This is a genomic window from Paenibacillus sp. S02 (assembly GCF_019454065.1).
In the GTDB taxonomy this organism is placed as follows: Bacteria; Bacillota; Bacilli; order Paenibacillales; family Paenibacillaceae; genus Paenibacillus; species Paenibacillus polymyxa_B.
Window position 1 is genome coordinate 4,842,072 of record NZ_CP073682.1, and the last position, 12,251, is coordinate 4,854,322.

15 protein-coding genes are annotated in these 12,251 nt (G+C 46.2%); 7 read left to right on the top strand and 8 right to left on the bottom strand.

Annotated features, from left to right (window positions below):
- Window positions 1-135: 135 nt before the first annotated feature.
- Window positions 136-1,671, top strand: coding sequence for a Ppx/GppA phosphatase family protein (locus KAI36_RS21510; RefSeq protein ID WP_220025977.1), 1,536 nt, complete (start codon window positions 136-138; stop codon window positions 1,669-1,671).
- Here KAI36_RS21510 and ppk1 read toward each other — a convergent pair.
- On the bottom strand, window positions 1,631-3,739 hold the full coding sequence (gene ppk1 / locus KAI36_RS21515) for a polyphosphate kinase 1 (protein WP_220025978.1): 2,109 nt from the start codon (window positions 3,737-3,739) through the stop codon (window positions 1,631-1,633). The genes KAI36_RS21510 and ppk1 overlap by 41 nt on opposite strands.
- A 307-nt stretch (window positions 3,740-4,046) precedes the next feature.
- On the opposite strand from ppk1, the gene KAI36_RS21520 reads away from it, so the two are divergent.
- From KAI36_RS21520 to KAI36_RS21530, 3 genes are all read left to right on the top strand, one after another.
- Entirely contained in the window at window positions 4,047-4,292 is a 246-nt protein-coding gene (locus KAI36_RS21520; RefSeq protein ID WP_007431922.1) for a hypothetical protein, read from the top strand.
- A 201-nt stretch (window positions 4,293-4,493) separates the two neighbouring features.
- Window positions 4,494-5,156 (top strand): futalosine hydrolase, encoded by a 663-nt coding sequence (locus KAI36_RS21525; RefSeq protein ID WP_076294226.1) that lies wholly within the window; start codon window positions 4,494-4,496, stop codon window positions 5,154-5,156.
- Window positions 5,157-6,014, top strand: coding sequence for a 1,4-dihydroxy-6-naphtoate synthase (locus tag KAI36_RS21530; RefSeq protein ID WP_076295548.1), 858 nt, complete (start codon window positions 5,157-5,159; stop codon window positions 6,012-6,014). It begins immediately after the preceding gene.
- A 157-nt stretch (window positions 6,015-6,171) separates the two neighbouring features.
- Here the strand turns inward: KAI36_RS21530 and KAI36_RS21535 are convergent, their stop codons facing one another.
- From KAI36_RS21535 to KAI36_RS21560, 6 genes are all read right to left on the bottom strand, one after another.
- Window positions 6,172-6,492: a hypothetical protein gene (locus KAI36_RS21535; RefSeq protein ID WP_023990165.1), complete on the bottom strand. Its 321-nt coding sequence runs from the start codon at window positions 6,490-6,492 to the stop codon at window positions 6,172-6,174.
- 313 nt (window positions 6,493-6,805) lie between these two features.
- Window positions 6,806-7,096, bottom strand: a complete 291-nt coding sequence (locus KAI36_RS21540) for a hypothetical protein (RefSeq protein ID WP_013311821.1) — start codon at window positions 7,094-7,096, stop codon at window positions 6,806-6,808.
- 18 nt (window positions 7,097-7,114) lie between these two features.
- Window positions 7,115-7,441 (bottom strand): hypothetical protein, encoded by a 327-nt coding sequence (locus KAI36_RS21545; protein WP_023990166.1) that lies wholly within the window; start codon window positions 7,439-7,441, stop codon window positions 7,115-7,117.
- Between the two features lie 30 nt (window positions 7,442-7,471).
- On the bottom strand, window positions 7,472-7,816 hold the full coding sequence (locus tag KAI36_RS21550) for a YkvA family protein (protein WP_013311822.1): 345 nt from the start codon (window positions 7,814-7,816) through the stop codon (window positions 7,472-7,474).
- A gap of 10 nt (window positions 7,817-7,826) precedes the next feature.
- Window positions 7,827-8,441: a hypothetical protein gene (locus KAI36_RS21555; RefSeq protein ID WP_220025979.1), complete on the bottom strand. Its 615-nt coding sequence runs from the start codon at window positions 8,439-8,441 to the stop codon at window positions 7,827-7,829.
- Window positions 8,442-8,525: 84 nt separating this feature from the next.
- Window positions 8,526-9,455 (bottom strand): DMT family transporter, encoded by a 930-nt coding sequence (locus KAI36_RS21560; RefSeq protein WP_220025980.1) that lies wholly within the window; start codon window positions 9,453-9,455, stop codon window positions 8,526-8,528.
- Window positions 9,456-9,602: 147 nt separating this feature from the next.
- Between KAI36_RS21560 and KAI36_RS21565 the strand changes: the two genes are divergently transcribed.
- The 3 genes from KAI36_RS21565 (at window position 9,603) to KAI36_RS21575 (ending at window position 11,658) form a co-directional block, all read left to right on the top strand.
- Complete coding sequence (locus KAI36_RS21565; RefSeq protein ID WP_220025981.1) at window positions 9,603-10,481, top strand: LysR family transcriptional regulator; 879 nt, start codon at window positions 9,603-9,605, stop codon at window positions 10,479-10,481.
- 136 nt (window positions 10,482-10,617) lie between these two features.
- On the top strand, window positions 10,618-10,785 hold the full coding sequence (locus KAI36_RS27635; RefSeq protein WP_220028184.1) for a transposase: 168 nt from the start codon (window positions 10,618-10,620) through the stop codon (window positions 10,783-10,785).
- Between the two features lie 165 nt (window positions 10,786-10,950).
- Window positions 10,951-11,658: a DUF421 domain-containing protein gene (locus KAI36_RS21575; protein ID WP_071642818.1), complete on the top strand. Its 708-nt coding sequence runs from the start codon at window positions 10,951-10,953 to the stop codon at window positions 11,656-11,658.
- A gap of 20 nt (window positions 11,659-11,678) precedes the next feature.
- On the opposite strand, the gene KAI36_RS21580 is transcribed toward KAI36_RS21575, so the two are convergent.
- Window positions 11,679-12,122 carry a ferritin-like domain-containing protein gene (locus KAI36_RS21580; RefSeq protein WP_220028185.1) on the bottom strand — a complete coding sequence of 148 codons (444 nt, stop codon included), beginning with the start codon at window positions 12,120-12,122 and terminating at the stop codon, window positions 11,679-11,681.
- Window positions 12,123-12,251: the final 129 nt, after the last annotated feature.

A 12,251-nucleotide genomic window follows, 5' to 3' on the forward strand; every position in this document is an offset into this window, starting at 1 on the left:
TGTCTATTTCGACAAGATCATGGCGAACGGTAGCATGCACCGAACATCACTGGTACAATGACAATAATCTACTACCATTTGCACGGAGCAGCGGAAATTACCGGCAAATCGTTTGTTCAACAAGGAGGTCAACTCATGAATAGCAAAATTGGCATCATGGACATTGGCTCAAACTCCATACGTCTGGTGATCTATGAAATGACAGAGACAGGAGCCTATCGAATTGTGCAGGAATGCAAAGAAGCTGCCCGACTGAGCGAAAAGGTTGGGGCCAACGGCCGTATGGAACGAGAGGCGATTCGAAGCATCGCTCCATTGCTGCGCCAATTTATGGCGGTATGCCATATGCACGGGGTTGTCCGTATGCGTGCAGCAGCAACAGCAGCCATCCGCAATGCCACGAATTCGGACGAAATCGTCCAATGGATCGCGGAGGAGACAAATTTAACACTGGAAATACTGAGCGGAGAGCAAGAAGGCTATGCCGGTTTTCTGGGCGTAGTGAACACTATGAATGTGAGTGACGGAATCATTATTGATATCGGGGGTGGCAGTACCGAAATTACGTTGTTCCGTGATCGAAAGCGACTGCATACCGTTTCATTTCCCTTTGGCGCCGTCAATATGAATTGGCGCTTTGGACGTGAGGTCAAGAATGGCGAATGGTCTCCTCAGCAGATTGAGGAAATGGAGAGCTTTGTCCGTTCTTCCCTGCAAAATCATGATTGGATCTTCTCCAATCCGGGTCTGCCATTCATCGGGCTAGGTGGAACCCTGCGTACTTTGGCTAAAATCAATCAGAAACGATTGGATTACTCACTTCCTGTGACGCACCATTACGAAATGACGATAGAAGATGTCAATTACTTCTATGGAAGTCTGCCCCATCTGCCCTATGAAAAACGCAAAAAAACAGCCGGCCTGTCCAAGGACAGAGCCGACATCATTGTACCGGGTCTTATTATATTGAAAACGATATTTGAAGCTGCTCAAGGCTCCGCGTATTTGGTCAGTGGAGCGGGTCTGCGAGACGGCCTATTTCATGAGCTGGTCAACGCTGAACAGCCCGTGGTAGCTAATCCGCTTATCACATCCATTCGCAATATCCTTTCGTTTGCTGTCCCGGTTAGCGAAGCGCATGTCAAGCGAGTTAACGAGTACGCCGTCCGGCTCTATGACACATTAGCTAGCGGAACCTCAGCTGCTATGGACAAACGCTTGTTACTGACCGCAGCAACTCTTTACAAAACGGGAGCTGCCTTGAATTACTATCATTTCCGCCAGAATTCCGTATTCTGGATCTTACATGCAGGCATTGGCGGTTTATCCCATAGGGAAACGGTACTAGCCGCGTTGATCGCGGATTACCATCCCAAGAACCGGACACCCCGTTTGCTACGCACACATGCGGATATTTTGGAGCCTTCCGACGAGGAACGTGTACATCGGCTCGGCTCGCTGCTCCAGCTCGCGATTGGCATGGATCGGAGTGAGTCCGGAATGATTAGCAGCATCAATCCCACTACAGGGGATGATGCACTGCATCTTCGTCTGGAAAGCAAGAGTGAACCCATATTAGAACAACGGGAGCTAGAATCGGTTGCCAAAGATTTCCAAAAGGCATGGAATCTTACATTGTCGTGGTCCATTCTACCTTCTTCCAATTTCTAACCTTCATCGCTTCAGATTGGCTCCTGATGGGAGCCTCTTTGTCGTTTCTGGACACAAATTGATAGCTGCCGTTAGGCAAAAGCTGGCGCGCCTTCACATTATCTCTTAACGATAAATGCAGAATATCTGCCAGCATTTCTTTGATCCCGTCATCATAAATCGGGCACATCAGTTCAATTCGGCGGGTCAAATTGCGCGTCATCCAATCCGCGCTGGACAGAAACAACTCGGAATTGCCTCCATTTTCAAAATAAAACAATCTGGAATGCTCCAGGAAGCGGTCTACAATACTGATGACACGTATGTTCTCGCTGAATCCTTCCACACCCGGACGCAAACAGCAGACCCCTCTAATGATAAGATCAATCTTCACACCTGCTTGGGAAGCCGCATATAGTTCATCGATCATCTCCTGATTGGATAAGGAGTTGATCTTGGCAATAATCCGGGCGGGCTTACCTGCCAATGCTTGCTCAGCTTCCCTACGGATGAGTTCAAACAGCTTGTTCTTCATTCCCGTTGGAGCCACCGTAAAAGCTTGCAAAGTCTTGAGCGCAGAGAATCCGGTAATTTCATTAAACAGTTCAGAGGCATCCTCGCCAAGTACCGGATCCGACGTAAACAATCCGATATCCGTATACACGCGCGCCGTGCTTTCATTATAATTGCCTGTGCCTACGTGCACATATCGTTTGAGTGCGTTGCGCTCATGGCGTATAACAAGAATGATTTTGGCGTGCGTCTTCAAGCCAACCAGCCCATACACTACGTGACAGCCTGCTTTTTCAAGCGTACGCGCCCAGGCAATATTACGTTCCTCATCAAAACGGGCTTTCAGCTCCACCACCACCGTTACCTGCTTACCCGATTCGGCCGCACGTGCCAATGCCGGAATCAGCTTCGATTCCCCGTTGACACGGTACAGGGTCATTTTGATTGCCATCACATCCGGGTCCTCTGATGCCTCAATGATAAAATCAGTTACCGCATCGAATGATTCATACGGATGGTACACGAGCACGTCCCGTTTGCGAAGCACGTTGAAAATATCCTCTTGCGGGGGTAGTTCTTCCGGATACAGTGGTTTGATTGCCGGAAATTTCAAATGCGAATACCCCTCCAAATGATCGGCAAAAGACGACAAAAACGTCAGATCCAACGGCCCGTCCATCTCAAACACATGATCGAACAGCTTGAATTCGCGTTGAAGCTCCATCAGGGCATAGGGATGAATCCCTTTTTCTACTTCCAGTCTTACCGGCGCCCCCCGTCGTCTTCGACGCAGCTCTTTTTCAATCTCTTCGAGCAAATCTTCGATCTCTTCTTCATTAATGGACAAATCGGAGTTACGCGTAACACGAAAGGCATGAACCGCCTCTGGAACATATCCGGTGAACAGCGTTTGAATGTGATGCTTGATTAGTTCCTCAATTAAAATAAATGATTTCTTCTTGCTGTTCGACCGCAAAGGCACCGTAACAACACGTGGAATATTCGAAGGCACCTGCACAATGGCAAAAAGTGGTTTATCCTCCTCTGTATCCCCGGGACGTCTCAAGACGACCGCTAAATATACGTATTTATTGTGAACGAGTGGAAAAGGACGGCTCTGATCGACCGCCATCGGCGTGAGCACCGGAAATATAATTTCATGAAAATATGCATCCAGCGACTTGCGCTGTGTCGTATTTAAGTCTTCATATTCGAACAGTAAAAGACCCTTTTTCGTCAAGAGGCGAGAAATATCACGATAGGTCCGGTATTGTTCCGATACCATTGAGACGGTACGCTTGATCAGGCGTTTGTACAAACCGGAGGGGGTATATCCCGTAAAATCCTTTTGCATAAAACCCGCCTTGATCTTCTCGCGCGTCTCTGCAACACGAACAGCCATAAACTCATCCAAATTGCTAGATACAATCGCCAAAAATTTGGCTCTCTCCAGCAACGGTGTATCTGCATCCTGAGCTTCCTGAAGCACACGGCGATTAAATTCAATCCAGCTTAAATCTCGGTTAAAGTAACGTTCTGACCCGGCTTTATCCTTATTCTGACTCTCTATCAACATATGGCCTCCATCAATTCATGCAGTATAGTTACCCTTTATTGTACTATTAGATGAAACGCACTAGCATCACAGCAGTGTAAACGCAATGTAAAATGTGTGTAAACACAAACTGGATGTTTGAAAAGGTCAATCGGATGCTTTACAAAAATAGCATTAAGCGGTACAGTGTTTACGTCTGTTTCATAGAGTAGATTGACGAACCGTTCCTTTTCCAGTTGTTTATGTTCATTATGATGTGTAGTAACCACTTAGTAGCCACGTTCAATTGCTGATTTTCAAATGGCATGATATAGGGAGGATTTACGTTATGGAACCCAAGAAAACGCCACGCGTACTGCAAAAAAACATCGAATTTTTCACCGCGGCGCTGTCTCAACACCTCGTTTCAGTCTGGCAAGAGGACCCTACAGGTGTATACTGTGAGATTGGCTGTGGATATATCGAGTTATTCAGTAGCGAGATGATTCGGGTGCGCAATCAAGATGGAACCCCAAGCCATTATGACCGCAATATTACTATGTTTCAGCTAATCACGAAGGATCAGCCGATATAATTATTATATGCTATGCCTGCGCTGTTCTTCCAGATTAGAATTGCTTTATGTTTACAACTACCGATTTTCATATCTGCTGAATCTTGCAGTTTTTCCAAAAAGCGCCTCAGAGCGCTTTTTTTGTCGACTTTTTTTGAACATCGTTTCGAAAAGCAGTATGATAAGGGAGCATATTACCTAAATTTAAAGGGGAATCAACCGATGGAGCATACAACATCAGATGGGCGCATCCTGGTTATGACCGCGGTTGAAGGCGAACGGGAAGCAGTATTGCGGGGCCTGAAAGGCGACACCCGTTTTGTGGTCGAGCTGGCTGGCGTGGGCGCTCCGTCCGCAGCGGCTTCAACCGCGCTAGCACTGGCTGCGGCTGGTGACTATCGGCTGGTTATCAGCGCCGGAATTGGTGGCGGCTTCGCGGAGGTCGCTGCACTGGAGAGCGTCGTTGTTGCTGACGCGATCATTGCCGCCGACCTGGGGGCAGAGACGACAGAGGGCTTCAGCAGCGTGGACGAGCTGGGTTTCGGCTCAAGCCGAATTGCCGTGAACGTTGCTAACGCGCAGCGATTCGTTCAAGCGTTGCGCGCCGCCGGACAGGCTGCTGTCGCGGGGCCGATCCTGACTGTCTCAACAGCCACCGGCACGGCGGCAACAGCGGAACGGCTGACCAAGCGCGTTCCCGGAGCCGCTGCGGAAGCGATGGAAGGCTACGGCGTAGCCGTGGCGGCAAATAGGCTGGAACTGCCGACGATGGAAATCCGCACGATTTCCAATGCTGTCGGTCCACGTGACCGTGCAGCCTGGCGCATCAAAGAGGCTTTGCAAGCGTTGGAAGCCGCATTTTCTACATTAACGGAGGTTATATAGATGCAAATTGCTTTTTCACCTTGTCCCAACGACACTTTTGTCTTCCATGCCCTGGCGCATGGATTGATTCCGGGCGCACCCGCGCTGGACATTACATTTGCCGATATCGACATCACCAACAATCTGGCGATCACACCAGACGGACTGGATATCATGAAAATTTCGTATGCTGCACTCCCTTGGGTGCTAGATGAATATGCCCTGTTGCCTTGCGGGGGCGCACTGGGCCGGGGTTGTGGGCCGCTCGTGCTGACCAGGGAAGGTTCCACGATCGAAGGCCCGGAAGCCCTGTCTGGCAAGCGTGTAGCCGTTCCGAGTGAACGTTCCACTGCCTATCTGCTGTTCCGCCTGTGGGCAGCCAAGCATGTGCCTGGGGGTGTCGGCGAGATCGTCGTGATGCCGTTCGACCAAATCATGCCTGCTGTCCGTGACGGGGAGATAGATGCCGGACTGGTTATTCATGAAGCACGGTTCACGTATCCGTCCTACGGACTTAGTAAGCAAGTCGATCTGGGGAACTGGTGGGAAGAAGATACAGGGCTGCCGATCCCGCTCGGAGCTATCATTGCCCGCCGTACGCTAGATCTGGATGCGATCACAAACTGGATACGCGCCTCTGTCGAATATGCTTGGAAGCATCCTGAAGCTTCGCGTGAATATGTATTGTCTCATGCGCAGGAACTTTCACCCGATGTCGCCCAATCGCATATCGACCTTTACGTAAACGATTTTACCGCCAATCTGGGAGACAGCGGATATGCCGCCATCGAAGCTTTGCTTGGTCGCGCTGCGCAGGAAGGGCTGGTACCTTCGTTTGATTTAGCCCAACTGCGCCCTACTTTTATAACAACACGTTAAAAGGGACAGACATGCCATGCATGTTTTCATGCTGAATAGAGTAGTTTAAACATATAAAACCTCCCGAACGAGCACATGGCCTAGCCAGGCGCCCCATTCGGGAGGTTTTATCATTTCATATGGCGAATCCTCATTCGGACTCGCTTGATCCTTATTCTTAGTTCTGTTCCTGCTCCACAACCTCGGTCTTAAATACGTTATCCAGTTTGGTACCCAATCTTTTGACCAGCGGCACCTTGATATCCCGGCTCAGCTCCTTGAAAAAAGCGTCCATGTCACAATTAATCTTATCCAACACGACCTTCACGGTACCCTCTTCCAAGATCTGCTCATTCAGATCCTCCGGTACGGTAACCGAGATATCATACTTCTTGCTTAACGTTTTAATGTAGCGGGTAAAGATTTCGATAAGCTCCTCATTGTTGAACTTCTCAACTGCAACTTGCCCTTTGTTAGTAAATTTCAAATTCACTCTCACGTTAGCATTTCCCCTTTTCCTTTTGACCATTTATTTTGGATAAACGTTGAACCTTTCAGAGGCTCTTCAAAGAAAGGGCCTTACCGGTCGTTTTAGACTCTTGTCCTTTGATATACTAAGTATAACACATTAAGGCCGTTTTCATTTCCCAACTTGTCGTTTTATGATAAAAAATGATACAATTTGCGCATTTTCAGCATAAATTCTTTCTTTTCATGCCAATCATTAGAAATAGTTTATACACAAATACACAAAAAAACGCCTATCTCGCAAAAGAAAGACGTTTCCGTATAGATGCCTAAGTGGTATGCATTTACAGAGGTTTCGTACATTCCCAACCGTGTGAACGATACTCACGCACAGCGTCTCGTATATCCTCAATATCATCAGAATGCAGCAAAACGGCAGGTAGAATTACCCAATATTCATTCTCCGCTAGATCAATAAATACGTCCTCGACATCGTAATATTGCATATCGCCAAATGCCGTATCCCTAATTTTCTGTCCAACCAAAGGTGTAAACTGGGAATCAAATGTTTTCATCACCTTCGTATATTCCTTCACGCCCGTTGCCGAGATCTGCTGTGAAATAATGACGCTCAATGCTGTTACCTCCCTGACCTAATAATGCTCATTATACCCTTCTCTCAGACCTTCTACAAAACCTTGTGCAAAAAAAATCATAAAAATCAATAGGCCGATGCCAATAGCTACGGAGCTGATTACGATAATGAAGATACCCTGCGTGTCTCTTTGTTCCATCTTTTTAGTCAAAATTCCGAAAACAAGACCTATGATCCCCAACAAGCCTCCAACGACAAAAAAACTAAATACGAACCCCAAACCTGCAAAAATCCAGCCAAATAGAGCGAGCACCCAGCCCTGCGGCTGTGGCTCACTCTGTTTCATCTGCCAGCGTTCCCTCGCTGTAGGTGTATATCTGTCCATTCCTTAGCTCCCCCGCTCCACTTGCATTCCTTAAGACAAAAATTCGCTCGCCTTCTCCCGATGGACAGGCTTGATATGCATGTCCAACACTTTCAAAGCTGCTAGCACAACCCCCGCATCATCTGTAAAACCCAACATCGGAATAACATCTGATATAGCATCTAATGGAGAAATAAAATACGCTAAGGCTCCGAATGCTACCCCTTTGGCATAAAGAGGCGTTTCAGGATCTATCGCACAATAGTACATAGCCACCGCATCCTTCACAAAGGGAACTTTTCCAGCCGTGGACTTCACCTTGTTGAAAAATCCCTTTTTCACCTGTTCTTCCTGTTTTGGATCATACTTGGCTTTGGTTACGTCAAAATCCTTCATTAGGTTCCTCCTATTGCTGACCGGTGAGTTTGAAAGTGCCACCTTCCCGCTTACCAAGCGGATAATTTTGAACCGTCATTTCCACTTTCGTGTTCTTATCCCATACCGGAAGCTTGTCAGATGTACCGTACCCTTTCATAGCTATGTTTATGACTTCCTCCGCCTTCTTCGTCAATGCAGCAGAGGACATATTATATTTACCATAACCTTGATAAGCACCGCCAAAACCGAGATTAGGTTGATTGTTCACATTCAGTAGTACACCCTTCAACGTGCCATCTTCTGTTACATCAAAAGTCACTTTTTCCAATACAAAATCATCGGTGACGACAGATGTCTGCTCTAACATATGCGTTATGGCTGACAGGTTTGCTGTTAATCTAACTCGTTCCAGTAGCGCCGCTGTATCGTTTTGTTGCTTCGTTAATACTTGTGTTGTCTTATTTAGTGAAGCGTTCGCACTAGTTAAAGTACTTACCTTCGTATTCAGATTATAATTCCATACCCCCAAGGCTATACATCCTAGTACGGCTACTCCTGAAATGACTGTTGCTACAACTGCGAGCTTACGAACAGAATGTGTTTGCGGCTCCACAGACTGAGTATGACTGCTTAATTCTCCCATACCAAACTTCCTCTCTACTTATATAGTCATATTTTACTATCCCCCTCTCTGATAATCTAGTATATTTTTCCTAATTCCATATTTCTATGCATTTGCACAGGAATTCGTTTCATCAGCCTTTGAGCTTCGGTTCTTTCGTTTTCCGGGAGATGCTGTATTTACCAGATACACACTGCCTGCAATCAGCACCAGCCCCACAACAAACGTCAAAGTAAGTGATTCCTTAAGCATTACCATACTAAAGATTGTAGACAGTACCGGAATCATAAACGTATATGAGCCGACGGTTCCCGCATCACCGTTGTCGATCAGTTTAAAATAAATCATCCAGCCCATCGCAATCACAAATATCGAAATAAACAATAAAATTGCGATAAAGGAGGTCGTCCAGTGAATATCGCTCCATTTCTCGGTCGTAAATCCAATCCCATTGAGTATAATTCCTCCCAAAACGAGCTGCATCGTCACCGCCCAAATGGAGTCCAGCTGCTGGCTTTTTTTCTTCATATAAATCGTTCCGAGCGCCCAGCACAGTCCTGAAGCTAGCCCCAACACAATGCCCAGTACCGATAAATGCCCTGCCATCCCACCAGAGCTAATCACGATTACCCCGCCAAAACCCAGTACCAGTCCAATGACCTTCAGGGGAAACATGCGCTCCCCCAACCACATCCAGGAGAATAATCCCAACAAGATCGGCTGAAGGAACACTAAAGTGGAAAATAATCCAGCAGGCAAATAATGCAGCCCTACCGTCTGCAAGCCATAGTAGCCTGCAATATTAAATATGGCCAGCACAAGATAAGTCCACCCATTCTGTCTAAGGCGCAAGGTTTCCCGGCGACGCATAGCGAACAATAGCAGAATCACACCACCCAGTAGGGTACGGATTCCTGAAAAAAATATCGGCGGTGTATCTGGCAAAGCCAGCTTGGTCAACGGCCAGTTGATCCCCCATACCATCACTAATATCAAGACAAGCCACAGTGTAGCTCTAGGTGTTAATTTTTTCATAGATGTCTTCTCTCCCTTAAATTTTCATCGCTCATTGTTACGACTAAAATCTGAATAGCCGTTTGCAAAGTTTTGCTTTACTAGCGTATACTGTGATCACTAATAAATAAAATGAATGTTTTCAATAAGGGAGATAACTTTTCACTTATGACCATTACTCAAATTATGATCTTCGTTCGCGTAGCTGAAACGCTAAGCTTCACCCAAACTGCCCATGAGCTGCATATGACGCAGCCCGCGGTCAGCCATGCCATCGCCAGCATAGAAAACGAGCTGGATGTCCAGCTATTGCTGCGCGACCGAAAAAAAGGAGTGCTGCTGACAGATATCGGGAACAAGGTACTGCTGCAATTCCGTATGATGCTGCAAAGCATGGAAAAGGTACAGCAGCAAGTGGCTGCTGAAAAAGGTCTAGACGTTGGCACGATCACGATCGGTGCCTTTCCTTCTGCCTCAGCCTATTTTCTGCCCCCGATTATTCATCATATTCGTCAGCATTATCCGAACCTTGTTTTCGATCTACATGAAGGCTCCACGAATGAAGTCAAGGAGTGGGTTCATACTAGAGAAATCGAAGCGGGTATCATCCTGTTACCAGACCCTCAGGTAGATGTCATCCCTTTATGTCAGGATGACATGGTTATTCTCCTGCCAGACGGTCACCCCCTACAATCGCACAATAAAATCGCCATTCGAGACTTGAATGAGCAGGATATGATCTTTTGTAAAGGTGGACATGAGGTCGCCATTATGGAAGGTTTTGAACGCGAACAAAGTCAGTTGCAGGCACAGTTCATTACTCATAATATCAGCACCTTGGTCAGCATGGTTCGACAGGGACTAGGTATGGGTATTGTCTCTTCGCTCGCCTTGTCCACGTTCCCCCATGATCTGACCGTCAAGGAGACTTCACCTCTGATCACACGCCAAATCGGTATCGCTGTACCATCCCTGCATGATGCTTCACTTGCTGTACAGTTATTTGTGCGGACCGCGCAGGAGCTATTTACGGATTCGAAGCAGTAGAAGCATTGGATTATGATCATAAGGAGGTCTATTCATATGCAGAGAAATCAAATCATTCGACCAAATAGCTAAATTTATGACCTATTTACGGTGGTTTTAGGTAAGTAAGGAAAAAATATAGCAAGGATTTCGTCGCATACGCAAAGTAGCTGCACAACTACAAGAACGCACAGGCAAGGCTCCAGTTGTTGTATTAGAAGTTGTGGCTGAAATCGGAGTTGCGAGACAATTCGTGGGGCCGAAACAATTGGTTGCCTATACTGGACTACGACAAAGAGCAAATCAAAAATTAAAGGTCTATTAAGAAATGTAAAAGAAAGAAGACAAGCCTTACAAGGTAGCTGGGATCGCCTGCGCCAACAAGCTTATACATAACATATAATACATTAATTCCACTGGTATATTAATCTAGTGCGGCGGGTAACCTATATGCTGAATACCTGCAATTTTTAAACTAGGAGGGTTTTGCATGGACCATCTCGTTATTTTGATCAGAAGTTTTTCTGCATTCGTTATCCTCATGCTAATTGGGAGAATACTGGGGAAGCAAACCCTCTCCAATATGAACTTTCACGAATTCGTGACGGCAGTCATATTAGGGGCTATAGCAGCCAACTTTGCCTTTAACGAAAAAATAGAAGTTGTCCACCTATTAATAGCCCTGTCTGTTTTTACAATTACTTCTTATGTTTTATCCAAGTTTTTTTTGAAATTCAGAAACTTTAAGATGTGGACAGAGGGAGCACCCACCGTTCTCATAGAAGGAGGGTTCATTCTCGAAGATAACTTAAAAAAAAATAATATGACATTAGATTCTTTAAATCAGCAGCTTCGCCAGAAAGAAATTTTTAATATAGAGGAAGTGGAGTACGCCCTCCTTGAGATTAACGGAAAACTATCTGTTCAAAAGAAAAAGGAACTGCAAGCCGTGACATTAAAAGACCTGCAGTTGAATGCAGGTAATGCCACACAGTTCCCAATTGAGCTTGTAATCGACGGACAGCTTTTGCATGGCAATTTAAACTCCAATCATATCCCCGAATCATGGCTGCTGTCTCAACTGAAGGCCCGCGACAAAAAGTTAGAGGACGTATTCTATGCCGTTAAAGGCAGCAACGGCCAACTCTATGTGGATGAATATAAGGATAAAATCCAGCATCCAATTGATGTGGAGTAGTATTGACTTGCGGTCAATAGTTACCTGAGATTCAACGTAATCAGATAATTGTATTTAGCAGCGTGCTTAAGCTCATCCAAAATGATACCGTACACTGTGTCCTTATAGATGCCAGCAGGCAAACCAAACCAGATGTTGCGATACCGTTCCACCGCACCCAACTCTCCCATCAAGGCGCGCTGTAAACCTTCTGTATAGGATTGCACCCTCTCATATTGCTCACTACTGTTGCCTGTAATTTCCTGTCCTGTCAAAGCCCGATACATCTCTCTGAACATTTTATTGTGACCGCGCTCATCATTACGGATGCTTTCAATAATAGCCACCTGCTCTTGTGAGGGGGCCAAATTGATCAATTCATCGTAGAACAACTCATCGTTACGCTCCCCTTGTACCGCTTCCTTTATCATTTGTACTGCTTTCGGAAATCCTGTGTTCCAGATAGGTACAAAATTGGCCCGCATATAGTATGAATTTCCCCAGTAAGAAGGTACTTGATACAAGTTTATCTCCTCCCGATGTTAGTTTTTAGAAAGTATATGCGCATCTGCCCATGTCGGTTCCTAACATTAGGAAAATATACTGATGATAGC

What these genes read in the sequence shown, in the direction of transcription:
- KAI36_RS21510 (WP_220025977.1), top strand. Translation starts at nt 136, where the DNA reads ATGAATAGCAAAATTGGCATCATGGACATTGGCTCAAACTCCATACGT.
- ppk1 (WP_220025978.1), bottom strand. Translation starts at nt 3,739, where the DNA reads ATGTTGATAGAGAGTCAGAATAAGGATAAAGCCGGGTCAGAACGTTAC.
- KAI36_RS21520 (WP_007431922.1), top strand. Translation starts at nt 4,047, where the DNA reads ATGGAACCCAAGAAAACGCCACGCGTACTGCAAAAAAACATCGAATTT.
- KAI36_RS21525 (WP_076294226.1), top strand. Translation starts at nt 4,494, where the DNA reads ATGGAGCATACAACATCAGATGGGCGCATCCTGGTTATGACCGCGGTT.
- KAI36_RS21530 (WP_076295548.1), top strand. Translation starts at nt 5,157, where the DNA reads ATGCAAATTGCTTTTTCACCTTGTCCCAACGACACTTTTGTCTTCCAT.
- KAI36_RS21545 (WP_023990166.1), bottom strand. Translation starts at nt 7,441, where the DNA reads ATGGACAGATATACACCTACAGCGAGGGAACGCTGGCAGATGAAACAG.
- KAI36_RS21550 (WP_013311822.1), bottom strand. Translation starts at nt 7,816, where the DNA reads ATGAAGGATTTTGACGTAACCAAAGCCAAGTATGATCCAAAACAGGAA.
- KAI36_RS21555 (WP_220025979.1), bottom strand. Translation starts at nt 8,441, where the DNA reads ATGGGAGAATTAAGCAGTCATACTCAGTCTGTGGAGCCGCAAACACAT.
- KAI36_RS21560 (WP_220025980.1), bottom strand. Translation starts at nt 9,455, where the DNA reads ATGAAAAAATTAACACCTAGAGCTACACTGTGGCTTGTCTTGATATTA.
- KAI36_RS21565 (WP_220025981.1), top strand. Translation starts at nt 9,603, where the DNA reads ATGACCATTACTCAAATTATGATCTTCGTTCGCGTAGCTGAAACGCTA.
- KAI36_RS21575 (WP_071642818.1), top strand. Translation starts at nt 10,951, where the DNA reads ATGGACCATCTCGTTATTTTGATCAGAAGTTTTTCTGCATTCGTTATC.
- KAI36_RS21580 (WP_220028185.1), bottom strand. Translation starts at nt 12,122, where the DNA reads ATGCGGGCCAATTTTGTACCTATCTGGAACACAGGATTTCCGAAAGCA.